The following is a 25,625-nucleotide window of genomic DNA, read 5'->3' as shown; positions in this document are numbered from 1 at the left end:
AGCCCCGGCGGTTGACCGCCGGGGCTTCATTGTCGTTTTCGTCGCGCCACAGGTTTGCAGCCTGGGCCGCCGAAGAAATCAGGCGGCAGCCGAAACGGCCGTGGTCGAAACCTCCGAGATCGTCTTCAGGATCTGCGAAGCGATCTGGTAGGGGTCGCCTTGCGAGTTCGGGCGACGGTCTTCCAGATAGCCCTTATAGTCGTTCTTGACGAAGGAGTGCGGCACGCGGATCGAGGCGCCGCGGTCGGCGACGCCGTAGGAGAACTTGTTCCACGGCGCGGTCTCGTGCTTGCCGGTCAGCCGCTTGTCGTTGTCCGGGCCATAGACGGCGATGTGGTCCATCAGGTTCTTGTCGAACTGGGCCATCAGCGCTTCGAAATAGGCCTTGCCGCCGACTTCGCGCATATAGGCGGTCGAGAAGTTGGCGTGCATGCCCGAGCCGTTCCAGTCGGTGTCGCCGAGCGGCTTGCAATGGAACTCGATGTCGATGCCGTATTTCTCGGTCAGGCGCAGCAGCAGGTAGCGGGCCATCCACATCTGGTCGGCGGCCTTCTTGGAGCCCTTGCCGAAGATCTGGAATTCCCACTGGCCCTTGGCCACCTCGGCGTTGATGCCTTCATGGTTGATGCCGGCTGCGAGGCAAAGGTCGAGATGCTCCTCGACGATCTTGCGGGCGACGTCGCCGACATTCTTGTAGCCGACGCCGGTGTAGTACGGGCCCTGCGGCGCTGGGTAGCCGCTCTCCGGGAAGCCGAGCGGACGGCCGTCCTTGTAGAAGAAATACTCCTGCTCGAAGCCGAACCAGGCGCCCTCGTCGTCGAGGATGGTGGCGCGCTTGTTGGAGACGTGCGGCGTGACGCCATCGGGCATCATGACTTCGCACATGACCAGCACGCCGTTGGTGCGGGCCGGATCCGGGTAGACGGCAACGGGCTTCAGCACACAGTCGGAGCTGTGGCCTTCGGCCTGGTTGGTCGACGAGCCATCGAAGCCCCAGAGCGGCAGTTGCTCGAGTGTCGGGAACTCGGCGAACTCCTTGATCTGGGTCTTGCCGCGCAGGCTGGGGGTCGGGACGTATCCGTCGAGCCAGATATACTCGAGCTTGTATTTGGTCATTCTAGAGCCTCTCGTTGCTTGATCACCGCATGCGGTGTCGACGCATGGCCGGGCTAGCCGGCCTGCCGATCGTTAAAAAGCAATTCGTATGCCACACACGCGCGCTCGGGTGCGGCAAAATGGTCACGAGATCGTGTTGGTTTTGCTGAGCCGCCTCAGCGCTGCGCTGCGATCAGTCAGAGCCGTTCTATGCACAAATAATATGCACTTATTGATCTTTTAATAGGCATATTGCCTAAATGAATCGCAGAACCTACATTGCTGGAAAGATGAATCGGAAAGCCTCTTAAAAAGAAAGGAGACCGGCAATGGAGATCGTCTCCGCCCGTCCGACGGCAAAAATCCTGATGTTCCCGTTGGCAGGACGCAAGCCTGCCTCAAATTTAGGCGCCAAGGCGAAATTCGCGGCAGAGCTGGCTTCATTGCGCGGCGAGCCCGTCGATTTCGACGGCTGGTACCATGAAGCGGCCGTCGAGGAAGAGAACCGACAGCTCAAGAGCTGATCCGTCTCATCCGTCTCGGCAATGAAAAAGCCCGGCGCGATCGCTCGCGCCGGGCGTTCCGTTTGAGAGGATGACCGATCCGGTCAGTCCTTGGCGTGCAGGTCGGTGCCGAGCGTATCCCTGACGAAGATCATGCCGATGATCAACGACATGGCGGCGATGACCACAGGGTACCAGAGGCCGTAGTAGATATCGCCCTTATAGGCGCTGAGCGCGAACACCGTCGCCGGCAGCAGGCCGCCGAACCAGCCATTGCCGATGTGATACGGCAGCGACATGCCGGTGTAGCGGATACGGGTCGGGAACATCTCGACCAGGATCGCGGCGATCGGCCCGTAGACCATGGTGACGAACAGCACCAGGATAAACAGGATGCCGATCGTCATCGGCCAGTTGATGGCCGCCGGATCGGCGGTCATGGCGAAGGCGCCACCGCCCGGAATGTTGTAGACGGTGATCTCAGGCGCGCCGGCTGCCTCATCCTTGGTCAGCAACTTGTCGGTGATCGCCTTGTCGGTCGGAACCGTAGCCTTCTCGCCGCCGCGGATGGTTGCAGCGTCGAGCTTCAGTTCGGGATTGGCCGCGATGAAGGCGTCGAGCTTCTGGTCCGGCACTTTGGCGGCGGCGCGCTTCAGCGGATAGCCGCCGTCCTGGAGCGACATGTTGATCGCCTTGACGAAGGCCGCGTCCTTGGCCTTGGCCTGATCGCCGGCGGCGACGGCGTCATAGGACGAGACCGTCTCGTTGCCGATCTTGACCGTGGCCGCCGTTCCAGGCGCCGCCGTCGAAACGACGTCGTAAGGCACTGAGTTCTTGGTAAGGAACGAGGTCGCGATGTCGCAGGACGTCGTGAACTTCGCTGTGCCGACTGGGTTGAACTGGAACTTGCAATCGCCGGGCGCGGCGGTGACCGTCGCGCGCGTGTTCTGCTGAGCGGTGGCGAGAGCCGGATTGGCGGCCCAGGTCAGCGCCTTGAACAGCGGGAAGGTGCAGACGATGCCCAAGGCAAGGCCGGCCATGATGATCGGCTTGCGGCCAATCTTGTCGGACAGCCAGCCGAAGACGACGAAGAAGATCGAGCCGAGCGCCAGCGCGATCGCGATCATGATGTTGACGGTCTGGGCGTCGACCTTCAGCACGTTGGTGAGGAAGAACAGGGCGTAGAACTGGCCGTTGTACCAGATCACGGCCTGTCCGGCGGTGAGACCGAGCAGGGCCAGCAGCGCGATCTTGGCGTTCTTCCATTGGCCGAAAGCTTCCGAGAGCGGCGCCTTGGAGCCCTTGCCCTCCGCCTTCATGCGTTGGAAGGTCGGCGATTCCGAAAGCGACAGACGGATCCAGATCGAGATGGCGAGCAGCACGAAGGAAACGATGAAAGGAATGCGCCAGCCCCAAGCGGCGTAGGTTTCCTTGCTGAGCGAGCCCTGCACGATCAGGATGACGATCAGCGATAGGAACAGGCCGAGCGTCGCTGTGGTCTGGATCCACGAGGTGTAGAAGCCGCGGCGGTCGTCCGGCGCGTGTTCGGCGACATAGGTCGCGGCGCCGCCATATTCGCCGCCCAGCGCCAGGCCCTGCAGCATGCGCAGGACGATCAGGATCACCGGCGCGGCAATGCCCCAACTGGCATAGCCAGGCAGCAGGCCGACCAGGAAGGTCGACAAGCCCATGATGGTCATGGTGACCAGGAAGGTGTATTTGCGGCCGACGAGATCGCCGATGCGGCCGAAGACCAGCGCGCCAAATGGGCGGACAAGGAAGCCGGCAGCAAAAGCCAGCAGGGCGAAGATGTTGCGCGTCGCTTCCGGGATCGTCGGGCTGAAGAAGGTCGAGCCGATGAAGGCCGCCAGCGAGCCGTAGAGATAGAAATCGTACCATTCGAATACGGTGCCGAGCGACGAGGCGAAGATGACTTTCTTCTCCTCCCGCGTCATGCCGCGGCTTTGCCCGCCGGCGGTCGATGCCATTGCCATTTCAAAAGTCCTCCCGTGGAATCCCGTCTGTCCTCGACGGCCGCGCGCCTGCGTCTACAACTCCTCCGGACGACTCAAGAGCGCAGCCAACGCGGGAAAAAATGGCAGAAAGCGCGGTGGAAATGCACCGCGACGATGGGATTATGACTTTGGTATTAGGTGCAGTGCGAAGCCGCGCTTGGAGCGGTTCGCCGTTCCACGGAAACGGCTAACCGCCGCATCTCTTTGTTGGACGCAACTCCTGACGGAAAACCGCTTCGCACTTTTCCTGGAATTGCTTTAGCCCTTTAGCGCCTCGAGCAGGCTGACGGCCGCCATCATGTCGCGCTTGCGGGCCGAGCGGCGCGCGACGGCTTCCGCGTCCTGGCCCCAATGCTCGATCTGCCAGTCCTCGTCGACATGGCCGGCGGCCCAGGCTTCCTCGCCGTCGATCTCGCCGAAATCGACGGCGAGAGCGAGCAGCGCTGAACCGGTCAGCGAAGTCATGACGTGGATGGCGGCGAGCCGCATCGGTTCGGAACGCTGGCCGAGATGCGCTCCGAGCACGGCGATGGCCTCGCGCGGCTGCTCGACATGGATGACGCCCTCGGCAAGGTTGAAGCGCGCGCCGAGGTTGCCGCGCGCCCAGTCCAGCACTGGATCCCAGTGCTTGTTCTGCCGGTCGACCAGGCCTTGCGGGGCGTCGGCGCGATAGCAGAGCAGATCGGACGAAGCGAAACGCAGCACATCCTCCAGCACCGCCTGCGGATCGGCGGCGACACCGTCTATGGCGGTGTTGACGAGGCGCATGACCGGCATCGTCACCGGATCGATGACTTCGGCCTGCGCAGAGAACTCACCCGCCACCAGGGTTGCTGCCTTTTCGGTCGGCAGCATCATCACCGCCTTGCCCGGCGTGCGCACCGGCCGCCCATCGAGATGGATCGCAAAGCCGTTTTCGACCGGTGCCACCGAGACATTTTTGTAAAAACGCTTCGGCAGCGGCGTCTTCATCTGGATCTGGGCACGGCGCACCGGATCGGGATCGGAGAGGAGTTTTCCCGCTTCGAGGTCTTCGAGAATGTCGCGCATCTGGAACTCCTTAAAGCAATTCCAGGAAAAGTGTGTAACGGTTTTCCGTCCGGAATTGCGTAAAAACAAGGGCATAGAGTGCTTGCCGTTTCCCTGAAACGGCGAGCTGTCTATGGGGCAGGCTGCCTGCGCGCCGGCCGGTTGACGATGATCAGGCCGGCGGCGATCAGCGCCAATGCGACGAAGATCCTGAACGTCGGCGCCTCGCCCAGCACCACCGCGCCGCACAGCACGCCGAACACCGGCGACAGGAAGGCGAAGCTCGACAGCCCCGATGCCGGATAGCGCCTGAGCAGCCAGAACCACAATACATAGGTGAAGGCGACGATATAGAAAGACTGGAAGAGCAGCGCCAGCGTCGGCAACGCGGTCAAGTCTCGGATCGGAGGGCCGGCCAAAGGCATCACCAGGACACCGACGACCGCCGCGCCGGCCAACTGGTAGAGCAGCAGCTTCTCGGCGCTGGTCTCGACCAGTTTCGAACGCTTGATAAAGATGCTGGTCGCTGCCCAAAGCACGCCTGAGCCCAGGCTGAGAAGATCGCCTGTCAGCGTCGCGTCCTTGCCGGTGACCACGCCGTCCGAGAACACGGCCACCAGGCCGCAGAAAGCGAGGATGAGACCGCCGAGCTTGCGGGCGTTGATGCGCTCGCCGAGCAGGAAATGGCCGCCGATCAGCACCCAGAACGGCATGGTGTTGACCAGGAGCGTGTTGCGGGCGACGGTCGTGTATTCCAGTCCGATATAGAGACACAGGAATTCGACGCCGAAGAGCGCGCCGACGACGATGCCTGCGCCAAGCGTGCCGTCCCTCTCGAACAGCTTGATGCCGCGCAGGCGGCACCAGCTGAGTACGCAGGCCCCGCCGAGGATCGAACGCGCGATCGACACAAACACCGGGTCATAGCCGGCATAGGAGATCTTGGCGGCGACGTAATTCAGGCCCCAGGAGAAGGTCAGGCCGACCATGATGGCCGCCGCGGCCATGTCGACCGCGTCGCGGCGATCCAATGCGGGCGCAACGGCCAAGTCAGTCCTCCGCGCTCTGCTCGTCGAAGCCGAGCAGGTTCCAGCTCTGGCGCATATGCGGCGGCATCGGCGCGGTGACGTCGATCACGCCCTGGTCCGGATGCGGAATGATGATGCGGCGCGCATGCAGATGCAGCCGGTTCTGCATGCCGCCCGGAAAGTCCCAATTGGTGTCGGCCTCGAAATATTTCGGGTCGCCGATGATCGGGCAGCCGATATGGGCGGCGTGCACGCGCAGCTGGTGCGTACGGCCGGTGTAAGGTTCCATCTCCAGCCAGGACAGCGACTGCGCCGCCTGCTCGACGACGCGGTAATAGGACACGGCGTGGTCGGCGCCCTTCTCGCCATGCTTGGCGATGCGCACGCGGTCGCCGTCCTCGGTCGGCTCCTTGATCAGCCAGGTCGAGATCTTATCCTCGCGCTTGGCCGGCACGCCCTTGACCAGCGCCCAGTAGGTCTTTTTCGTCTCGCGTGCCCGGAACGCTTCCGACAGCTTCATCGCCGCAAGGCGGGTGCGGGCGACGACCAGCACGCCGGAAGTGTCGCGGTCGAGGCGGTGGACGAGGCGCGGCTTCTCGCCCTTCTGGTTGCGCCATGCTTCCAGCATGTCGTCGACATTGCGGGTGACGCCCGAGCCGCCCTGTACCGCCAGGCCCGCCGGCTTGTTGAAGACAAAGACTTTCGGATCCTCGTGCAGCAGCATCTTGGCCAGCACATCGGCATCGCCCTGGTTGCGGATCGAGTGGCCGGTGAGCGCGGTGTCGCCTTTCTTGTCGACCTCGAGCGGCGGGATGCGCACGGTCTGGCCGGGCTCGACGCGCGTGTCGGCTTTGACCCGGCCGCCATCGACGCGGACCTGGCCGGAGCGCAACAATTTCTGCAGATGGCCGAAGCCAAGGCCCGGATAGTGGACCTTGAACCAGCGATCGAGCCGCATGCCCGCCTCGCCGGCCTCCACCGTGATCTGTTCTACACCTGCCATGGATACGCTTTTTCCGTTTGAAAGCGGCGCCATAGCACTAAGGCGAATAGGTTGCGAGCCAAAGACCCAACAAAGCGCGACGATTGCCCCAATCGCCGCGCTATTCGTTCAACTGCCCGAAGGCGTGGGCACGGCGCAGATCGTCGAACGGGTCAGGAAACGCTTCTCACGGCCGTTGTCGAGCGAGAACATACCGCCCCTGCCCTTCACCACGTCGATGATCAGGTCCGTATGCTTCCAGGCTTCGTATTGCGAGGCGCTGATATAAACCGGCGTGTCGCCGATCTCGCCGAGCTTCACGTCGTTGTCGCCGATCATGAACTCCGCGCGCGGATAGCACATCGGCGACGAGCCGTCGCAGCAGCCGCCGGACTGATGGAACAGCACCGGTCCGTGATCGGTGATGATTTCGGCGAGGAACGCCTCGGCCTCCGGCGTGGCCGACACCTTGCCCATTGAAACCTTGTTCATGAATTCCTCCACTTGCACAATCGGCGAGAGGGCACAGCGAACCGTGCCCTCCCTTCTCTGACGCAATTCCGGACGGAAAACCGATTCACACTTTTCCTGGAATCGCTCTTGGCCCTTCGCCCTGGGAGGATCAGAAGAAGCCGAGCTTCTTCGGGCTGTAGCTGACCAGCATGTTCTTGGTCTGCTGGTAGTGGTCGAGCATCATCTTGTGCGTCTCGCGGCCGATGCCGGACTGCTTGTAGCCGCCGAAGGCTGCATGCGCCGGATAGGCGTGATAGCAGTTGGTCCACACACGGCCGGCCTGGATAGCGCGGCCGAAGCGGTAGCAGCGGTTTGCGTCGCGGCTCCAGATGCCGGCGCCGAGGCCGTAGAGCGTGTCGTTGGCGATCGACAGCGCCTCGTCATCGTCCTTGAAGGTCGTGACCGACACGACCGGTCCAAAGATCTCCTCCTGGAAGATGCGCATCTTGTTGTTGCCCTTGAACACGGTCGGCTTGACGTAGTAGCCGCCGGCAAGGTCGCCCGGCAGATGGTTCTGCTCACCGCCGGTCAGCACCTCGGCGCCTTCCTGGCGGCCGATGTCGAAGTAGGACAGGATCTTTTCAAGTTGCTCGCTCGATGCCTGTGCGCCGATCATGGTGGCCGGATCGAGCGGATCGCCCTGGACGATCGCCTCGACGCGCTTCAGCGCCTTTTCCATGAACTTGTCGTAGATCTTCTCATGCACCAGCGCACGGCTGGGGCAGGTGCAGACTTCGCCCTGGTTGAGGGCGAACATGACGAAACCTTCTATCGCCTTGTCGAAGAAGTCGTCATCTTCGGCCGTCACGTCCTGGAAGAAGATGTTGGGCGACTTGCCGCCGAGCTCGAGCGTTACCGGGATCAAGTTCTGGCTGGCATATTGCGAGATCAGGCGCCCGGTCGTCGTCTCGCCGGTGAAGGCGATCTTGGCGATACGGTTCGACGATGCCAGCGGCTTGCCGGCTTCGAGGCCGAACCCATTGACGATGTTGAGCACGCCTTCGGGCAAAAGGTCGCCGATCAGGTCGGCCCATAGCATGATCGTGGCCGGGGTTTGCTCGGCGGGCTTCAGCACCACGCAGTTGCCGGCCGCGAGCGCCGGCGCCAGCTTCCACACCGCCATCAGCAGTGGGAAGTTCCACGGGATGATCTGGCCAACGACGCCGAGCGGCTCATGGAAGTGATAGGCGACCGTGTCGTGGTCGATCTCGGAGATCGTGCCTTCCTGGCCGCGCAAGACGCCTGCGAAATAGCGGAAATGGTCGACGGCCAGCGGCAGGTCGGCGGCGGTCGTCTCGCGGATCGGCTTGCCGTTGTCCCAGGTCTCGGCCAGTGCCAGAAGGTCGAGATTTTCCTCCATGCGGTCGGCGATGCGGTTGAGGATCAGTGCGCGCGCCGCCGGACTGGTCTTGCCCCAGGCATCCTTGGCCTTGTGCGCGGCATCGAGTGCGGCGTCGATGTCCTTGGCGTCGGAGCGGGCGATCTCGCCCAGCGGACGGCCGGTGACCGGCGAGATGTTCTCGAAATATTTGCCTGCGGCTGGGGCTGCCCATTTGCCGCCGATGTAATTGTCGTAGCGCTTGGCGAAGGGAACCTTGGCCGTACGCGAGAATTCCACCTTGTTCATCGCATCCTCCCTGAAGCACGCCGCGGGATGCGGCGCGTTGGCAGGAAGAGTTGCGGATGGGGTCTGGCTTGTCAGCCCTGGGCAAAACGATCGTTGTCCGCGACTGTCGCAGAACTGCGACAGGTCACGAAATCAATGCGGCCGGCGGATACCGAAACGGGCGAGCTTGCGGTGCAGCGTCGCGCGCGAAATGCCGAGGCCCTGGGCCGCCGCCGAGACATTGCCGCCGGCGCGCGCCAGCGCCCGCTGCAAGGCGCCGCGTTCGGCGTCCTCCAAGTCTTCCCCGGCTCTTGCCTGATCGCCGAGGACATCGGCCGCCAGCAAGCCCTTGGCCAGGGCTTCGCCCGTGATGCCCAGCGCCAGCCGCGCCGTGCGTGTCGCGCCGATTACCAGGTCGTCCTGGTCGACGGCGATCAGCGCGCCGGCGCTGCGCTCAGCTACAGGCGCCAGAAGGATGCGGGCGTTGGCATAGACCAGGCGGAAATTCTCGGCCTCGATCCGCCGCGCCGCGTCGCCCACCGCGACTGCGATAAGCTGGACGAAACCTTCGGTGAGGTCAGAACGGCAGGACGATACGTCGAGCGCGGCGGCAAGGTTGCCTTCATGGTCGTAGACCGGCGCGGTCGTGCAGCTGAGCAATGTGTTGCGGGTGAAGAAATGCTGGTCGCGATGGATGGTCAGCGGCCGCTGGTCGGCAAGGCAGGTGCCGATGCCGTTGGTGCCTTCGCTGTCCTCGCTCCAGACGGTGCCGGTCCACAGGCCCCATTCATCGAAGGTCTCGTCGTCGGCCACCGCGCCCCTGCGCTCGACGGGAATGCCGTCGCGGTCCGCCAGCATGACGCAGCAACCGACACCGCCGACAGCCAGATAGAGACGGTTGAGGCTGCCCTCGGCGGCATGGATCATCCCCTCCATGCGCTGGCGCGCCTGTCTGAGCTCGGCTTCGGTGAGCCGCCTGGGCGCCTTGCGCTCGGCCGGATCGAGGTGATGCAATTGCAGAGAGCGCCGCCACGAAGCGACCAGCGCGGAATGGGCCGCATCGCTCCTGGCGATCGAAGCCTGGACAAAATCCGCATGCACGGCTGCCTGCCGTCCGCTCAAATCCTATCCTCCCAGCGAGCGGACCTCCTTCCGCTCCTCGTTATATCCGTTAGGATATATCCGATGGGAGAGTTTTAGGGATTGGAATCTGCCGGCGCTATAGGACGATGGTGTAAGAGGCAGGCGACGGTGGTTCGGCAGGCCGTGCCGAACCATCACGAGAGCCACATTCCAATTAGTTGGCGGCGGCCTTGGGCTTGGACGAGCCGATCATCTTCCAGTTCTTGTAGAAGATGGAATTGATACGCTCGACACTGACCGAGACGATGGCCAGAAGACCCGCGATCAGCCCGGGGAACGGAGACGGGCGGATGATGTCGACGAAGACGCAGTAGCGGCGGCCGTCATATTCGTTGACCGAGCGGTGGAACAGCGTGTCGTCGAAGATGAACAGCGGATTGTCGAACCAGTAGTTCTTCTTGCTGCCGCACTGGACGAAGATCTCGGCCTGCACCGGGATCAGATTGTAGAGGATGCGCAGGCTGAGCCTCAGCGGACCGAAATGCCAGGACGTCGATTCGCGCTTGGAGAAAACCGAGACGGCGATCGTCTTGATGTATTTGTAGTCCTTGTTGAATTCCGGGACGTTGTCGATCTTGTGCTTGCCGTACCACTGGTAGACATACATGCCGCGCCGGCCGGCGCCGAAATTGGCGTCGATGTCGGCAATGATCTCGTCCTTGCGCGCCTTGAAGACGCCGAGAATCTCGTTGATCTCGCGCTGATAATCCTCGGGGAATTGTTCTGGCTTCCAGACGCCGGGATTGCGGTAGCAAAGCAGGTCGACAATCAGGTTGAACGGCGACAACAGCCAGGTGAACAGGCCGTTGCCGAGGAAATAGCGCTCGAAAAGGTTCTGGTCCTTGGTGTCGTTGCGCATGACGTCAATCAGACCGCAGACAACCCAGATCGTGGTGATGATGGGAATGAAATAGAAGGCTACAGCGAGAACCACGACTGCGATCGCAGCCTTGCGAAGGATTTTGACGGTTTGCTTTGTCATTCTTGCTACGCGCGGGTGCGCGACCCTGTTCCATGAGTCAAATCACGGCGACCCCCGCCAGCCGTGCGTCTTGATAGGATTTTTTGTTTTCCCACACAATGCCATGGCAAGGCCTTGTGGCCGATCGACATAAACAGTCGGGACAATGGCAATGAAGCGGACGGCAAAATCCAGAAGCCCAAGGGTGCGATAATGCAGAACTCGACAAGCTCGGGCGTTGGGGAGAAGATCTGGGCGTCTCGACGAACGAATCGAAGTCTGCCAACTGGGGTGGGGTGAGACCACCGACGACCAGAGCAAACCTGGTACTTGTGTCGATGGCGGATTTGTTACCGGTATTCCGACGAGCACCGTAGCTTCAAATCGCTGAGTAATTTGCACCGGTAGGGTGCGGAGACGATTTGACTATCGCCAAGGCGTGCGCGCTGAATGTCGCGATGCGCGACAGTCTCGCGGCCCATGAGACGATCTCGCTCTTCGTCGGCGAGACCGGGCGCTGGGAAACTGCCGATGGTCAGGTTTTCGACGTTCCTGGTGCGGCCAATCATGGTGGCGATGAGTGTCGGCCAGGTTGCACCGGCTGCTTGGTCGAGACGCTGTCCAGGCGCCGAAGCAGGGCGGCAGCGAAGCGGGCACGGTTGAAGGATCAGCCATCGCTTTTTGCCTTCACGCTGTCAGGCTTCGCCCTTGGCCGCGGGGAGAGCGAGACACCCCGGTCGACCTCTCGCCAAAGCAAATACCAAAGTGTTACTTAAGAGAGAGGGGGTATTGTTATGTGGGTCATTAGAATCGCGCGCGATGCGCTCGCCTGGATCGGGCTTCTGACTATCTTTGCAATTGCGCTCGCCCTGTCCATTGGTCCAACGTGGTGCCTGGCCGACAACTGTTCTGTTCAGGGTTGGCTCAGCGCCCTCAGCGGTTGGGCAGGTGCCATTGCTGCGGCCAGCACGATCGGTATGCTTTGGCGTCAATCGTCGGAAGCTGTGCGTAGCGCAGATATTGGTCAGAGCGCGTTGGAGCATGATCGGGAGACCTCACGCACTCAATTGCGCGCATACGTTTTTCTCGAGAATGCCGACCTCAATGAAACCGAGAGATACGCGATGCTCACGTTCAGAAATTTGGGTGCAACTCCCGCGAGAAATGTCAAATTGACCGCAGATGTAAACTTGGTGAACAATAGAGGTATTTATGAAAAAATCAGCATTGAAGGGTTGGTTGAAAACATACCTCCAATAGGACAGAGTGACGTTTTTGAGCATCGAATCGCTCTTGGATTTATCAATACTGCAGTAGCCATCGAAATTCGGCAAGGAGATACTCAATTGACTATTAGCGGCGATATAAAATATGAAGATGTCTTCGGCGATTCTCATACAACCGGCTATGCTGGCCGCTCTTCCGTCCATGACGAAAAGATCTTGGACCGGATGGATACCAGCGGACCGGGAAATTTCTCCGATTAGATTGTTCAGCACTTTTGCACCGCAATCGCCGTCTCGCCGTTTCCGCGTGGCGGGGGTCATGCCCGCCACTCGCCAAGCTTCGGGCCGCCGTGCTATGCGTTTGCCGGGGGAACGCTCAATATGGCTGAGCACAATGACGAGAATCTTTGGGAAACCGCGCAGACGTGGCGAGCATTGGCCATCGCCGCCGCAGTAATCACCCCCATCGCGTGCCTGTTTTTCCTTCCCTGGATACTTCAAGCTGACGGCGACGACGCAATGCTGCGTCGCGTCCAAATGGCCGGCGCCGCAGCCGCTATCGGCGCGACCCTTGTCACATTCTGCACGGTTGTGTGGCGCGGATTGATCTCGACCCAGCAAGCGAGGTTGCAGAGACTGCAGATCGACAAGCTTTCCGACCAGATCGCAGCGACGGAGCGCAACAACCTTGCGTCGCTCCTCCAGAAGGGAGCTGAGCTGATCGCCGAGCATGAAAAACCAGCGAAGGTCGCGGCCGGCATCGCATCTTTGCGAGCAGTTGGAGAGGGCGCCGATGACAAGTTCGCCATCCAGGCGATGGACATACTCGCCGATTATCTCGTCGGTCGAGAGGAGGAAATCTTCGGCAATCAAACCCTAGCGATCGCCGCCATCAACGCGCTCGCATTGATTTGGCAACAGACCGGCCGGCTGTCCAATCGCGTGCTCAACCTGTCCTATGAAGGTCTCGTCGAGCATTTCCACCTTGTCGTCGGTGTGAAGGAGGTGGCCTACCGCGAAGGTGACTTTTTTGGAGTCGAACTGGTCGCTCCGGAGGTCAAAGGCAAGACCTTTGTTCGCTTCGAGCAATGCACGCTCGAGGAGAGCGCGGTTGATCTGCGGCTCGGCCGCTTCGAGCAAGTGGCCTTTCGAGACTGCGTGGTCGCGGGCTTCAACGCGCGTGGTCGCAGACAACACGTCCACTTCCACGACTGCGATTTCAGCAAATGCGAGGTCCAGAACGCCGAGGTCTTCCCGGATTTGCGGCAATATGGCTGCTACTACCTTGACAAGTGGCCTCCTATTGGCGCGCCGGAAGGGTTCGACTGGTCGGCGAAACTGCATGTCGGCAAGCCTGCCACGGTAGATGAGGAGCTCTAGCGACCTCATCCCGGCACCGCCTTGGCGCGGCAGGCCCTCACCAAGCGCGGCCAGCGGCTTGGCTTCGCGTTGCCGGGCTTGCTATCCTCTCCCATAACAAGGTGCGAGTCGCATCGCTAAGTAGCCCGATCGGCGTCGCGTTCTCGAACACCTTCCAGTCGATGCGAAAGCTCGGTGGTGCCTTCGTAGCCCTCCGAGCCGTCCGGTTGTTCGAGCAGTTCCCAGACGAACCATGCGGTGAATATTTGGAGTGTGTCACTCCACTTCAACTCCGCGGCCGGCCGACAGACCGAGCTCGTCCCATTTGTCTTTCGGGATCGGGTCACCGACCAGGAATTCGAAGCCGACGACGCTTTCGCCGTCTCCTGCCAGCTCGCAATCGAACTTCAGCCCATACCAGTTCGCGCGGCTGCGAAAGGCAGCGCCATTGGCCTTGATCGAGGTGCCCCTGACCTTCTCCTCGGCGGTGGCGTAGGGCACGACCAGCTCTGGCTGGAAGTCAGCCTTCCATTTGCGAATTTGGTCGAGCGCCTCGAGATTGCACAATTGCACCATGCGCTCTTCGGAGGCAAAAGTGGCCAGATCGGCGCGCGCCTGGCGGCTACGCGGGTCGGCAAGCGTTTTTCCCGAGAGCATTTCGGTGGCGCGGATCATGCTTGGCTGGGGAGTCGGCTGCTGCGGCTCGGCAGGTTTTGGCGGCGGTTGCGGTTCTGGTGCCTGGATCACCGGTGGCGGTCGCGTCGAGTCCTCGAACTGTTGCGGCGTCAGGATATCGACCGACACCCGCTCTTCCTCCAGCCGCTTCGGACGCTTGGGCAGCGGCATCAAGGCAAGAGCCACGGCAAGCAGCGCGTGCAGCGCGATCGATGCAGGGATGCCCCACGGCGAAATCTCGCACTGGAGCGCGTCGACCGCCGGGCCGCGCAACTCAGCCGTTCCGTTCGCTGCGCAGCTTTGCCCAATATTCCAGCCGCTTACGGATATCGCGTTCGAAGCCACGTTCCGGCGGATCGTAGAACGTCTGCCGGCCCATCTTTTCGGGGAAATAGTCCTGGCCGGAGAACGCGTCCGGTTCGTCATGATCGTAGCGATAGCCGGCGCCGTAGTCTTCCTGCTTCATCAGCTTGGTCGGCGCGTTGAGGATATGTTTCGGCGGCAGCAGCGAGCCGAACTCCTTGGCGGCCGCGGTCGCGGCCTTGAAGGCGGTGTAGAGCGCGTTGGACTTCGGCGCGGTGGCGAGATAGACGGCGGCTTGGGCGAAGGCGAGTTCGCCCTCGGGAGAGCCCAGATAGTCGTAGGCATCCTTGGCGGCGTTGGCGACGACCAGCGCCTGCGGATCGGCCAGGCCGATATCCTCCACCGCCATGCGCACCAGCCGGCGGCCGAGATAGAGCGGATCCTCGCCGGCATCGAACATCCGGGCTAGATAGTAGAGCGCCGCATCCGGGTCGGAGCCGCGCACCGATTTGTGCAGCGCCGAGATCAGATTGTAGTGGCCGTCCTGGCCCTTGTCGTAGATCGGCGCGCGGCGCTGGATGATGCGCTGCAGGCCCTCTGGCCCGAACACCTCGCCCTTCTTGGCTGCGCGCCATACTTCCTCGGCCAAAGTGAGTGAAGCGCGGCCGTCGCCGTCGGCCATGCGGATCAGCATGGCACGGGCTTCATCGTCGAGCGGCAGCGCCCTGCCCTCAGTTTCTTCGGCCCGCTGAAGCAGCTTAGCGATGCTTTCCTCGCCGAGCGAGCGGAACACGAGCACGCGGGCGCGAGACAGAAGTGCCGCGTTGAGTTCAAAGGACGGGTTTTCCGTGGTGGCGCCGACCAGGACGACGGTGCCGTCTTCCATCACGGGGAGAAAACCGTCCTGCTGGGCGCGGTTGAAGCGATGGATCTCGTCGACGAAGAGCAGCGTCTGGCGGCCGTTGGCGCGGCGCAGCTTTGCCGCTTCGAACACTTTCTTCAAATCGGCGACGCCCGAAAAAACCGCCGAAATCTGCTCGAAGGCAAGATCGGTCTCGCCGGCGAGCAACCGCGCCACGGTCGTCTTGCCGGTGCCGGGCGGGCCCCAGAAGATCATTGAGCCGAGCGAGCCAGAATCTATCAGCCTGGTCAGCGCGCCGTCGGGGCCGGTCAGATGCTCCTGGCCGACCACCTCGCCGAGGTTCTTCGGACGCAGCCGGTCTGCAAGCGGCCGGCCGGGCGGCGCTTTCTCCGGTTCATCGGAACTGAACAGATCAGCCATGCAAGTCTTTTGGTTGGAATGCGATCCCGCTTTTTTGGGGACCTTATCCGAAAATGGGAAGACCGCCTCAGTAGCGCAACACTTGGCGCAGTATCTGCCCGCCGCGCTCGACGGTAAAGCGCCACCAGCGCGTGTCCTGCTGCGCGACTTGCGCCAGCGTTGCGGCGTTGTCGATGGCGGTGCCGTTTACCTCGCGCACGATGTCGCCCGGCTGGAAGCCGAAATCGGCGGCCGGCGAGTCGCGGTTGATGTCGACAACCGTTACGCCCTTGATATCCGTGCGCAGGCCAAGCCGCTGGGCAAGTCGCGGCGACAGTTCCGCCACCTTGGCGCCGGAGAACGGGCTGCGGCCATGCAGCGTCACCTCGACCGCCCTGGCGCCCTCGGGAGCGCGTTCCAGCGGTATCTCCATCGTCGCCTGCTGGCCCTTGCTCAGCACGACGAAGGTTGCCTTGGTGCCGATCGACAGCGTCGCCATGCGGTAGTCGAGCGCCTCGATGCTTTCGACCGGCGTGTTGTTGAGCGACAGGATGACGTCGCCGGGCTTCAGGCCGGCCTTGCCGGCCGGGCCGGAACCTTCGACCGACGAGACCAGCGCGCCGGTCGGCTTTTCCATGCCGAGCGATTCGGCGATCTGCGGCGTCACCATTTCGAACTCGGCGCCGATATAGGGGCGCTCGAAGAAGTCGAGGCCTGCTTTAGCGGCGTCGGCGAAGGCGCGCACCATGTTGGACGGAATGGCGAAGCCGATGCCGATCGAGCCGCCGCTGCGGCTATAGATCGCCGTGTTGATACCGACCAACTGCCCGCCCATGTTGATCAGCGCGCCGCCGGAGTTGCCGGGATTGATGGCGGCATCGGTCTGGATGAAATAACCCGAATCCGAGACGCCGATATGGCTGCGGGCCAGCGCCGATACGATACCGCTGGTGGTCGTCTGGCCGACGCCGAACGGATTGCCGATCGCGAGCACCAAGTCGCCGACCTCGAGCGCATCGGAATCGCCAATGGCGATCACCGGGAACGGCTTGTCGGCGGAAATCTTGAGCACGGCGAGGTCGAGCGTCTCGTCCTTGAGCATGACCTTGGAGGTGAATTCGCGCCCGTCGGCGGTCGCCACCTTCACCTCGTCCGCGTCCTTGATGACATGGTAGTTGGTGACGATCACGCCGCTCGGATCGACCAGCACGCCGGAGCCCAGCGAGGACTGAGCGCGCGGCTGGGCGCGGCCGAAGAACTCCTCGAAGAAGGGATCACCCTCGAAAGGTGAAGTTACCTTGGCGGTCTGGGAGGCGTAAACGTTGACCACCGCCGGCGCGGTCTGTTTGACCAGCGGCGCAAAGGACAATTGAACCTCTTCGCGGCCGAAGGGCACGCGCTTGTCGGGCCCGGAGGTCCCGTTCTCGCCCTCGACGCCGTGCAAGAGATCCGTCAGCACGTCGGAGAGCCCCGGATCGGCCGGCTTGGCAGCATCCTCGGCCAATGCCTGCCTGACGGCCGGCGCCGCGGCGAAGGCGGCCAGCGCGCAAATGGCAACAAGGAACAGCCGTTTGAGGTGCATTTTCGAATCCCTCCAGATCGGGCGCCATTGTCCCGACGATTGTGCAGAATGAAAGGCTAAGGCGATGAAATCGAATTATTTTCAGCCAGTAACCGGCTATAGCTGGCTCCGCAATCGGGTAGCGGGGTCCGACTGATGAAAAAGCAGCACGCTTCCCTCCGCGATTTCTTGACGACCGGAACCTTGGGACCGCTCTCACCGGAAATGAGCTTGGTCGATGTCGCGAAGTTGCTCGGTTCGCCCGATGGCTGGAATACCGACGAGGAAGCCCCCGTTCCGCTCTATTGGTTTTTCGGCAAGCTGGAGATTTCGTTCGAGAATGCCGCCCCCTATCGGATCAACTGGTTTCAGATCGAAAAAGCGAAGCGACTCAAAGGCAAATTCGAGCCTTTGACGGAACGGCTAAAGCTGTCGCTGGGCAAATTAGGCGCAAAGAAAAAACCCTCGTCGTTTCTTGCCGCAGGGCTCTGGGACCTCAAACACACAAAAGTCCACTACGCCGCACTGAGCGACAGCATCTTGCTGAACATCTGCGCCGGCTGCATCAAGGTGCACTTTCAGGTCGACACATCGTTCATAGATGACGGTGACGCGGTCAGGCATCTGGAAAGAGCAAAGCTGGGTCGGCTTTTGCGGGATGTCGATCCTCGGGCCAAGATCGACAGCATCTACTCATATCCGCAACCTGCCACCGAGGAGGTGCCAGGGGTCTTCAATTGGCGTGCGCTGAGCGGCCACGACTATTTGGATATTCTCGGATAGCGGCTAAAGCGCTTCGCATTGGAACGGATTCAGGCGACGCGCTTTAGGTCCTTGTTTTTATGCATGTCGTTCTCCCCAAAACCGAGGTCACTTTTGGGCGACATGCATTGGCACAAGAACGCAAAAGGGGCCCGAAGGCCCCTTGAGATCATTGATGAAAACGCTGGCCTCAGGCGGCCGCGGCTTCCTCGTTGGCGCCTTCAGCCTCGAGGCGGGCGCGGTCGGCGGCGCCCTTGGCCGAGGTGTCGCGGTCGACGAACTCGATGACCGCCATGGCGGCGTTGTCGCCCTTGCGGAAGCCTGCCTTCATGATGCGCAGATAGCCGCCGTTGCGGGTGGCGTAGCGCGGGGCGAGCGTCTCGAACAGGCGCTTGACGACGCCTTCATTGCCGATCTGGGCGATCACCTGGCGGCGGGCGTGCAGGTCGCCGCGCTTGCCGAGCGTCACCAGCTTCTCGACGATCGGACGCAGGTCCTTCGCCTTCGGCAGGGTGGTGACGATCTGCTCGTGCTCGATCAGAGACACAGCGAGATTGGCGAACATCGACTTGCGGTGGCTTACGCTGCGGGCGAAGCGACGGCCTTTGAAACCGTGGCGCATGGCTCTTTTCCTTCTTCAGTTGTTCAAGAGGCCACGGCCTCTGATGGTTTTCCGCATGACCGTCGGACCCTGCGGCTCACGCCGCCGGTCCTCGGAATTCATGCTCAATATTGGTCTTCGTAACGCTTGGCGAGGTCTTCGATGTTCTCCGGCGGCCAGTCCGGCACTTCCATGCCGAGATGGAGGCCCATCGCCGCCAGGACTTCCTTGATCTCGTTCAGCGACTTGCGGCCGAAGTTCGGGGTGCGCAGCATCTCGGCTTCGGTCTTCTGGATCAGGTCGCCGATATAGACGATGTTGTCGTTCTTCAGGCAGTTGGCCGAACGCACCGAAAGCTCGAGCTCGTCGACCTTCTTGAGCAGCGCCGGGTTGAAGGCGAGTTCGGTGACGGCTTCCGCTGCGACTTCCTTCTGCGGCTCGTCGAAGTTGACGAACAGCGCGAGCTGGTCCTGCAGGATGCGGGCGGCGAAAGCGACCGCGTCCTCGCCCGAGATCGAGCCGTTGGTCTCGATGGTCATGGTCAGCTTGTCATAGTCGAGGACCTGGCCCTCGCGGGTGTTCTCGACCTTGTAGGAGACCTTCTTGACCGGCGAATAGAGGCTGTCGACCGGGATCAGGCCGATCGGCGCGTCCTCGGCGCGGTTGCGCTCGGCCGGCACATAGCCCTTGCCGGTGTCGACGGTGAACTCCATGCGGATCTCGGCGCCTTCGTCCAGCGTGCAGATGACGTGGTCGGGGTTGAGGATCTCGACGTCGCCAACCGTCTGGATGTCGCCGGCGAGCACGGCGCCCGGGCCCTGCTTGCGAACGACCATGCGCTTGGGACCATCGCCTTCCATGCGGATGGCGATTTCCTTGATGTTGAGCACGATGTCGGTCACGTCCTCGCGCACGCCGGCGATGGACGAGAATTCATGCAGCACGCCGTCGATCTGCACGGCGGTCACAGCCGCGCCGCGCAGCGAAGACAAAAGCACGCGACGCAGCGCGTTGCCGAGCGTGAGGCCGAAGCCGCGCTCGAGCGGCTCGGCCACCAGCGTGGTCAGCGTCTTCTTCTTCGACGAGAACTCGATCTTGTTCGGCTTGATCAGTTCCTGCCAGTTTTTCTGAATCATAATGTCTTCCTTCCTTTGCCCCGCCACCATCCAATCGTGGCGGGCGACACGGAAAACCGCGGAGGAACGCCTGAGCGTTCGCGCGGGGCTCTAAACTTTAGACGCGGCGCTTCTTGCGCGGGCGGCAGCCATTGTGCGGGATCGGCGTCACGTCACGGATAGAGGTGATGGTGAAGCCGGCGGCCTGCAGGGCGCGCAGCGCCGATTCACGGCCGGAGCCGGGTCCGCAGACCTCGACCTCGAGCATGCGCATGCCATGTTCCTGGGCCTTCTTGGCGACGTCCTCGGCGGCCATCTGCGCGGCGAACGGGGTCGACTTGCGCGAACCCTTGAAACCTTGCGCGCCGGCCGACGACCAGGCAATCGAATTGCCCTGCGCGTCGGTGATGGTGATCATGGTGTTGTTGAAGGTCGAATTGACGTGGGCAACGCCCGACGAGATGTTCTTGCGTTCGCGACGGCGAACACGAGCGGCTTCCTTGGCCATGGTAGTCCTTTCAGTTGATCTCTACACCGCCGTAATGCCAGCGGCTCCACCTAGGAAGGCAGTAGGGGAGTAAGGCAGTAAGGGAGCAGGGAAATCAGATCCCTATTGCCTTACTGCCCCACTCCCTTACTCCCCAAATTACTTCTTCTTGCCGGCGATCGCCTTGGCCGGGCCCTTGCGGGTGCGCGCATTGGTATGCGTGCGCTGGCCGCGGACCGGCAGCGAACGGCGGTGACGCAGGCCGCGGTAGCAGCCGAGGTCCATCAGCCGCTTGATGTTCATCGAGACTTCGCGGCGCAGGTCGCCTTCGACCTGGTAGTCGCGGTCGATCGTCTCGCGGATCTGCAGCACTTCCGCGTCGGTCAGCTGGTTGACGCGGCGGTCCGCCGGGATGCCGACCTTGTCGACGATCTCCTGGGCAAACTTCTTGCCGATGCCGTGAATGTACTGAAGCGCGATGACGACGCGCTTGTTGGTCGGAATGTTGACGCCGGCTATACGAGCCATGTTCTTCTCTTCTCCATGTAGGCCGGACGAACCGGCGTTCAAGTAATCCCGCGTCCGGTGGAGGCCGGCCCTTGCGGGAGTTTCCTGGTTCAAAGCGGACGCCTTGCCCGTAAGGGCAAGCAAGGTCCATGCCTGATAGGAAGACGGGCCGCCATAACCCAGCGGCCCTTTCCAGTCAAGCGCAATTTTTAATTGTCGCCAAGCGCAATCTTCAATCGCCGCCCCGGCTACTTCGCCGCGGCCGCGAGCACCTTGCCGATCTCGGCGGTAACCGTGTCGATGCTCGCCATGCCATCGACGGTCTTGAGCCTGCCCTTGGCGTAGTAATAGCCGGTGAGCGGCGCCGTCTTTTTGTAATATTCGCGCAGGCGTTCCTCGAACACCTCCGGATTGTCGTCCTTGCGCACCGGCTGGCCGGCCGCCCTGGCATCCTCCGCGCGCTTGACGATGCGCCCAACCAGCGCCCTGTCGTCGACGACGAGCTCGATAACGCTGTCCAAGGCGATGCCGCGCTTGGCAAGCATCGCCTCGACCGCGTCAGCCTGCACCAGCGTGCGCGGATAGCCGTCGAGTATGAAGCCCTTGGCGCAATCCGGCTGATCGATCCGTTCGGCGACGATTGCGTTGACGATCGCGTCCGACACCAGCTCGCCGGCATCCATGACCGCCTTGGCGCGCTTGCCGACTTCCGTTCCTGCCTGGACGGCCGCACGCAGCATGTCACCCGTCGAGAGCTGGGGTATGCCGTGTTTTTCTACCAGTCTTTGTGCTTGCGTCCCCTTGCCCGCTCCTGGCGGCCCAAGCAATATCAGCCTCATCTGCTCCTCTTCCCCCCGCGCAACTTCGACTTCTTGATCAGGCCCTCATACTGATGCGCGATCAGGTGACCCTGAATCTGCGCCACCGTGTCGAGCGTGACACTGACCACGATCAGAAGCGATGTGCCACCGAGGTAGAAAGGTACGCCAGTCGCTGAAATCAGGAACTCAGGCAGCAGACAGACCAGCACCAGGTAGATGGCGCCGATGACGGTGATACGCGTCAGCACATAGTCGATGTACTCGGCGGTGCGTTCGCCCGGACGATAGCCCGGGATGAAGCCGGAATGCTTCTTGAGCTGGTCGGCTGTGTCCTTCGGGTTGAAGACGATCGCCGTGTAGAAGAAGGCGAAGAAGACGATCATGCTGGCGTAGAAGATCATGTAGAGCGGCTGGCCGTGGCCGAGCGAGGCCAGGATCGTGCTCGCCCATGCCGGCAGGTTGGTCGCCTGCGAGAAGCCCGCGATCGTCGCCGGCAAGAGCAGCAGCGATGACGCGAAGATCGGCGGGATGACGCCCGAAGTGTTGAGCTTGAGCGGCAGGTGCGAGGTGTCGCCCTGGAACATGCGGTTGCCGACCTGGCGCTTCGGATACTGAATCAACAGGCGGCGCTGCGCGCGCTCGAAGAAGACGATCAGCGCGATGACGACGATGGCCAGCACGATGATCGCGAGGATCAGGCCGGTCGACAGCGCGCCGGTGCGGCCGAGTTCCAGCGTGCCGGAGATCGCCCGCGGCAGGCCGGCGACGATGCCGGAGAAGATGATCAGCGAAATGCCGTTGCCGATGCCGCGCGCGGTGATCTGCTCGCCGAGCCACATCAGGAACATGGTGCCGCCGACAAGGGTGACCACGGTCGAGATGCGGAAGAACATGCCAGGATCGTTGACGATGCCGTTGCCGCCTTCGAGGCCGACCGAAATGCCGTAAGCCTGCACCAGCGCCAAGAGCACGGTGCCGTAGCGCGTGTACTGGTTGATGATCTTGCGGCCCTGCTCGCCTTCTTTCTTCAGCGCTTCCAGCGAGGGAATGACCGAGGTCATCAGCTGCATGATGATGGAGGCGGAGATGTAGGGCATGATGCCGAGCGCAAAGATCGCCATGCGCTGCACGGCGCCGCCGGCGAACATGTTGAACATGCCGAGCACGCCCTTGCTCTGCGAGGAGAAGGCCTGGGCGAAGGCGTCGGGGTTGATTCCGGGAAGCGGGATATAGGTGCCGAGGCGGTAGACGAGCAGCGCGCCTATCGTGAACCAGATGCGCTTCTTCAGATCCTCGGCCTTGGCGAAGGCCGCAAAATTGAGATTGGAGGCTAGTTGTTCAGCAGCCGAGGCCATGCCTGATTCTCCGCTAGAGCGTGATGCCGAAAAGTGTGGAGCGGTTTTCGGACAACATCCTGCTCTACTTATTTGATTTCTATGCCACGCTCGATGCCCGCAGCTCAGGCGGCGCGTGTCACCGAAGCCCACGAGATAAGCTCCGGACGGTAAACATGCAAGCGGCCGCGTTGACGCGGCCGCCCAATTCACCAGATCAAAGCGCGGTTCGGCGGCAAATGCGAAATCATTCGGGCCGCCCGCACTTCAAATCGCCGTTACTCGGCGGCGGCCGCTTCCGGCAGCTTCACCGAACCGCCGGCCTTCTCGATCTTCTCGATCGCGGCCTTGGAGGCGCCGGCGACGTCGAAGGAGAGCTTGGCCTTGAGTTCGCCGTCGGAGAGCACGCGCACGCCGTCCTTGGCGCGGCGGATGACGCCGGCGGCAACGAGGGCCTCGGCCGTCACGGCAGCCTTGACGTCGAGCTTCTTGGCGTCGACGGCGGCCTGGATCTTGGCCAGCGACACAACCGTGAAGCTCTTGGCGAAGATGTTGTTGAAGCCACGCTTCGGCAGGCGGCGGTAGAGCGGCATCTGGCCACCCTCGAAGCCGTTGATGGCGACGCCGGAGCGCGCCTTCTGGCCCTTGACGCCGCGACCGGCCGTCTTGCCCGAGCCGGAGCCGATGCCGCGGCCGAGACGCTTCTTGGAGTGCGTCGCGCCGTCGTTGTCACGCAGATCGTTGAGTTTCATCTGAGTTCTCCTGCGCTTCCGTTCAGGCCTCGTCCACGACGCGGACGAGATGCTGAACGGCAGCGATCATGCCGCGCACGGACGGGGTGTCTTCCAGCGTGCGCCGCTTGTGCATCTTGTTGAGGCCGAGGCCGACCAGCGTCGCGCGCTGTTCCTTCGGGCGGCGGATCGGCGAACCGATCTGCTCAACGGTGATGGTCTTGGTTGCTTTCTTGGCCATGGTCGAAATCCCTGGTCAGTCGACTATTCTTCAGCCGCAACGGCGGTGCCGCGGCGGGCCTGAAGGGTCGAGTACTTGATGCCGCGCGCGGCAGCCACATCCTTGGGATGCATCTGGCTCTTCAGCGCGTCGAAGGTGGCGCGAACCATGTTGTAGGGGTTCGACGAACCCATCGACTTGGCGACCACGTCATGCATGCCGAGCGTCTCGAAGACGGCGCGCATCGGGCCGCCGGCGATGATGCCGGTACCCTGCTTAGCGGCGCGCAAGAGAACGCGTCCGGCGCCCCAACGGCCCTCGACGTCGTGATGCAGCGTGCGGCCCGAACGCAGCGGCACGAAGATCATGTCGCGCTTGGCCGATTCGGTCGCCTTGCGGATCGCTTCCGGCACTTCGCGCGCCTTGCCGTGACCGAAGCCGACGCGACCCTTCTGGTCGCCGACGACGACGAGAGCGGCAAAGCCGAAACGACGGCCACCCTTCACCACCTTGGCGACGCGGTTGATGTGGACGAGCTTGTCCACCATGCCATCGTCACGCTCTTCGCGTTCACGCTCGCGGCCGCGGCCGCCTTCTCTACGTTCCTGTGCCATATCCTGTTCCTTGTTCTTTTCCGGAAGCACGGGTTGCTGTTTGCCGGCGCCGCTTTGGGTCGCCGACGGTTTAAAATCAGAAGCTGAGACCGCCTTCGCGGGCGGCCTCGGCCAGTGCCTTGACGCGGCCGTGATAGATGTACGGGCCGCGGTCGAAGACGACTTCCTTGACACCGGCCTTGGTGGCGCGCTCGGCGATCAGCTTGCCGATCGCGGCGGCGGCGGCAGTGTCGGCGCCGGTCTTGAGCGAACCCTTGACGTCCTTCTCGAGCGTCGAAGCGGCGGCGATGGTGTGGCCCTTGGCGTCGTCGATCACCTGGACATAGATGTTCTTCGAGGTGCGATGCACCGACAGACGCGGACGCTCGCCGGCGACCTTCTTCAACTGGCGGCGCACGCGCTGCGCGCGGCGTTGGATGGTCTCTTTGGGGCTGGGCATAATGTCAGTTCCTTGCCTTCAGAAAACGGGGGCAACCTTGTGCGGTAGGCCAAGCCTCCCGCGATCGCGCCCCGCGGCGTTACACTTCTTCGGCTTAACCCTTTGCGAAAAGTCCAAAACTTTTCAGGGCCATGCCTATTACTTCTTCTTGCCTTCCTTGCGCACGATGCGCTCGTCGGCATAGCGCACGCCCTTGCCCTTGTAGGGCTCGGGGCCGCGATACTCACGGATCTCGGCCGCGACCTGGCCGACCTGCTGCTTGTCGATGCCCGAGACCGTGATTTCGGTCGGCTTCGGCACGGTGATCGTGATGCCTTGCGGCGTCTGATAAACCACATCATGGCTGAAGCCCAGCGCCAGCTGCAGGTTCTTGCCCTGCAACGCCGCGCGATAGCCGACGCCGGTGATCTCGAGCTTCTTTTCGAAGCCGTCCTTCACGCCCTGCAGGATGTTGACGATCTGCGTGCGCGACATGCCCCACTTGGAGCGGGCGTTCTTGGTCTGGTCGCGAGGCTCGACGGAGATCTCGTTGTTCTCCATCTTGACCAGCACTTCGTCGTTGACCACGAACTTCAGCTCGCCCTTGGGGCCCTTCGCCGTCACGGTCTGGCCGTTGACGGAGGCGGTCACGCCCTGCGGCAGCGAAACGGGTTTCTTTCCGATACGAGACATTTTGTTGTCCTCGTCACTTCTCTTGTTTCAGGTCTCTGTCTTCGGGAACGATCCGAAGACCG

The 25,625-nt window shown here is 62.3% G+C and carries 28 protein-coding genes; 5 read left to right on the top strand and 23 right to left on the bottom strand.

Features of this window, described 5'->3' with window-relative positions:
• Positions 1-78: 78 nt before the first annotated feature.
• The gene (locus FJ988_RS06350) at positions 79-1,116 is read right to left on the bottom strand and encodes a glutamine synthetase beta-grasp domain-containing protein (protein ID WP_140815899.1); all 1,038 of its coding nucleotides are present in this window, start codon (positions 1,114-1,116) and stop codon (positions 79-81) included.
• Positions 1,117-1,424: 308 nt separating this feature from the next.
• On the opposite strand from FJ988_RS06350, the gene FJ988_RS06345 reads away from it, so the two are divergent.
• On the top strand, positions 1,425-1,619 hold the full coding sequence (locus FJ988_RS06345) for a DUF2735 domain-containing protein (RefSeq protein ID WP_140815898.1): 195 nt from the start codon (positions 1,425-1,427) through the stop codon (positions 1,617-1,619).
• 83 nt (positions 1,620-1,702) lie between these two features.
• Here FJ988_RS06345 and FJ988_RS06340 read toward each other — a convergent pair whose 3' ends face one another.
• The 8 genes from FJ988_RS06340 to FJ988_RS06305 all read right to left on the bottom strand — a co-directional run bounded on the left by FJ988_RS06340 (position 1,703) and on the right by FJ988_RS06305 (position 10,896).
• Positions 1,703-3,592 (bottom strand): MFS transporter, encoded by a 1,890-nt coding sequence (locus tag FJ988_RS06340; RefSeq protein WP_140815897.1) that lies wholly within the window; start codon positions 3,590-3,592, stop codon positions 1,703-1,705.
• Positions 3,593-3,871: 279 nt separating this feature from the next.
• The gene (locus tag FJ988_RS06335) at positions 3,872-4,663 is read right to left on the bottom strand and encodes an ATP12 family chaperone protein (RefSeq protein ID WP_140815896.1); all 792 of its coding nucleotides are present in this window, start codon (positions 4,661-4,663) and stop codon (positions 3,872-3,874) included.
• 110 nt (positions 4,664-4,773) lie between these two features.
• Entirely contained in the window at positions 4,774-5,649 is an 876-nt protein-coding gene (locus tag FJ988_RS06330; protein WP_140816154.1) for a DMT family transporter, read from the bottom strand.
• A 43-nt stretch (positions 5,650-5,692) separates the two neighbouring features.
• Positions 5,693-6,673 (bottom strand): RluA family pseudouridine synthase, encoded by a 981-nt coding sequence (locus FJ988_RS06325; protein WP_140815895.1) that lies wholly within the window; start codon positions 6,671-6,673, stop codon positions 5,693-5,695.
• A 108-nt stretch (positions 6,674-6,781) separates the two neighbouring features.
• Positions 6,782-7,144 (bottom strand): DUF779 domain-containing protein, encoded by a 363-nt coding sequence (locus FJ988_RS06320; RefSeq protein WP_181183439.1) that lies wholly within the window; start codon positions 7,142-7,144, stop codon positions 6,782-6,784.
• Positions 7,145-7,274: 130 nt separating this feature from the next.
• The gene (gene adh, locus FJ988_RS06315) at positions 7,275-8,792 is read right to left on the bottom strand and encodes an aldehyde dehydrogenase (RefSeq protein WP_140815894.1); all 1,518 of its coding nucleotides are present in this window, start codon (positions 8,790-8,792) and stop codon (positions 7,275-7,277) included.
• 132 nt (positions 8,793-8,924) lie between these two features.
• Entirely contained in the window at positions 8,925-9,893 is a 969-nt protein-coding gene (locus tag FJ988_RS06310; RefSeq protein WP_140815893.1) for a helix-turn-helix domain-containing protein, read from the bottom strand.
• A gap of 175 nt (positions 9,894-10,068) precedes the next feature.
• A complete protein-coding gene (locus FJ988_RS06305) occupies positions 10,069-10,896 on the bottom strand; it encodes an aspartyl/asparaginyl beta-hydroxylase domain-containing protein (protein ID WP_140815892.1) in 828 nt (275 codons plus the stop codon).
• Between the two features lie 401 nt (positions 10,897-11,297).
• On the opposite strand from FJ988_RS06305, the gene FJ988_RS06300 reads away from it, so the two are divergent.
• The 3 genes from FJ988_RS06300 to FJ988_RS06290 all read left to right on the top strand — a co-directional run bounded on the left by FJ988_RS06300 (position 11,298) and on the right by FJ988_RS06290 (position 13,481).
• Positions 11,298-11,651: a hypothetical protein gene (locus FJ988_RS06300; RefSeq protein ID WP_140815891.1), complete on the top strand. Its 354-nt coding sequence runs from the start codon at positions 11,298-11,300 to the stop codon at positions 11,649-11,651.
• An 18-nt stretch (positions 11,652-11,669) separates the two neighbouring features.
• Positions 11,670-12,362, top strand: coding sequence for a hypothetical protein (locus FJ988_RS06295; RefSeq protein WP_140815890.1), 693 nt, complete (start codon positions 11,670-11,672; stop codon positions 12,360-12,362).
• A 120-nt stretch (positions 12,363-12,482) separates the two neighbouring features.
• Positions 12,483-13,481, top strand: coding sequence for a hypothetical protein (locus FJ988_RS06290; RefSeq protein WP_140815889.1), 999 nt, complete (start codon positions 12,483-12,485; stop codon positions 13,479-13,481).
• A 255-nt stretch (positions 13,482-13,736) separates the two neighbouring features.
• On the opposite strand, the gene FJ988_RS31120 is transcribed toward FJ988_RS06290, so the two are convergent.
• From FJ988_RS31120 to FJ988_RS06275, 3 genes are all read right to left on the bottom strand, one after another.
• Positions 13,737-14,408: a DUF930 domain-containing protein gene (locus tag FJ988_RS31120; RefSeq protein WP_246688448.1), complete on the bottom strand. Its 672-nt coding sequence runs from the start codon at positions 14,406-14,408 to the stop codon at positions 13,737-13,739.
• A 1-nt stretch (position 14,409) separates the two neighbouring features.
• Positions 14,410-15,720 carry a replication-associated recombination protein A gene (locus FJ988_RS06280; protein WP_140815888.1) on the bottom strand — a complete coding sequence of 437 codons (1,311 nt, stop codon included), beginning with the start codon at positions 15,718-15,720 and terminating at the stop codon, positions 14,410-14,412.
• 67 nt (positions 15,721-15,787) lie between these two features.
• The gene (locus tag FJ988_RS06275) at positions 15,788-17,281 is read right to left on the bottom strand and encodes a DegQ family serine endoprotease (RefSeq protein WP_140815887.1); all 1,494 of its coding nucleotides are present in this window, start codon (positions 17,279-17,281) and stop codon (positions 15,788-15,790) included.
• Positions 17,282-17,416: 135 nt separating this feature from the next.
• Here FJ988_RS06275 and FJ988_RS06270 point away from each other — a divergent pair, with 135 nt between their 5' ends.
• Positions 17,417-18,043 (top strand): hypothetical protein, encoded by a 627-nt coding sequence (locus tag FJ988_RS06270; RefSeq protein WP_140815886.1) that lies wholly within the window; start codon positions 17,417-17,419, stop codon positions 18,041-18,043.
• Between the two features lie 169 nt (positions 18,044-18,212).
• Here FJ988_RS06270 and rplQ read toward each other — a convergent pair whose 3' ends face one another.
• The 11 genes from rplQ to rplF form a co-directional block, all read right to left on the bottom strand.
• Positions 18,213-18,644, bottom strand: coding sequence for a 50S ribosomal protein L17 (gene rplQ / locus FJ988_RS06265; protein ID WP_140815885.1), 432 nt, complete (start codon positions 18,642-18,644; stop codon positions 18,213-18,215).
• Positions 18,645-18,748: 104 nt separating this feature from the next.
• Positions 18,749-19,759: a DNA-directed RNA polymerase subunit alpha gene (locus FJ988_RS06260; RefSeq protein ID WP_040983001.1), complete on the bottom strand. Its 1,011-nt coding sequence runs from the start codon at positions 19,757-19,759 to the stop codon at positions 18,749-18,751.
• Between the two features lie 97 nt (positions 19,760-19,856).
• On the bottom strand, positions 19,857-20,246 hold the full coding sequence (gene rpsK, locus FJ988_RS06255) for a 30S ribosomal protein S11 (RefSeq protein ID WP_006205444.1): 390 nt from the start codon (positions 20,244-20,246) through the stop codon (positions 19,857-19,859).
• 138 nt (positions 20,247-20,384) lie between these two features.
• Positions 20,385-20,753: a 30S ribosomal protein S13 gene (gene rpsM, locus FJ988_RS06250; protein ID WP_027170351.1), complete on the bottom strand. Its 369-nt coding sequence runs from the start codon at positions 20,751-20,753 to the stop codon at positions 20,385-20,387.
• Positions 20,754-20,980: 227 nt separating this feature from the next.
• On the bottom strand, positions 20,981-21,571 hold the full coding sequence (locus FJ988_RS06245; RefSeq protein ID WP_140815884.1) for an adenylate kinase: 591 nt from the start codon (positions 21,569-21,571) through the stop codon (positions 20,981-20,983).
• Positions 21,568-22,908 carry a preprotein translocase subunit SecY gene (gene secY, locus FJ988_RS06240; RefSeq protein WP_140815883.1) on the bottom strand — a complete coding sequence of 447 codons (1,341 nt, stop codon included), beginning with the start codon at positions 22,906-22,908 and terminating at the stop codon, positions 21,568-21,570. Before secY ends, FJ988_RS06245 begins: the two co-directional genes overlap by 4 nt.
• A 257-nt stretch (positions 22,909-23,165) precedes the next feature.
• Positions 23,166-23,639, bottom strand: a complete 474-nt coding sequence (gene rplO, locus FJ988_RS06235) for a 50S ribosomal protein L15 (protein WP_140815882.1) — start codon at positions 23,637-23,639, stop codon at positions 23,166-23,168.
• A gap of 22 nt (positions 23,640-23,661) precedes the next feature.
• A complete protein-coding gene (rpmD, locus tag FJ988_RS06230) occupies positions 23,662-23,859 on the bottom strand; it encodes a 50S ribosomal protein L30 (protein WP_027170355.1) in 198 nt (65 codons plus the stop codon).
• A 23-nt stretch (positions 23,860-23,882) separates the two neighbouring features.
• Entirely contained in the window at positions 23,883-24,452 is a 570-nt protein-coding gene (gene rpsE / locus FJ988_RS06225) for a 30S ribosomal protein S5 (protein ID WP_027046810.1), read from the bottom strand.
• 76 nt (positions 24,453-24,528) lie between these two features.
• A complete protein-coding gene (gene rplR, locus FJ988_RS06220; protein WP_140815881.1) occupies positions 24,529-24,891 on the bottom strand; it encodes a 50S ribosomal protein L18 in 363 nt (120 codons plus the stop codon).
• A gap of 138 nt (positions 24,892-25,029) precedes the next feature.
• On the bottom strand, positions 25,030-25,563 hold the full coding sequence (rplF, locus tag FJ988_RS06215; protein ID WP_140815880.1) for a 50S ribosomal protein L6: 534 nt from the start codon (positions 25,561-25,563) through the stop codon (positions 25,030-25,032).
• Positions 25,564-25,625: the final 62 nt, after the last annotated feature.

Origin of the sequence: Mesorhizobium sp. CU3 (genome assembly GCF_006442965.1) — a bacterium.
Taxonomy (GTDB): domain Bacteria; phylum Pseudomonadota; class Alphaproteobacteria; order Rhizobiales; family Rhizobiaceae; genus Mesorhizobium.
Note: the sequence above shows the minus strand (reverse complement) of the source record. Positions and strands in the feature narration are given on the sequence as shown.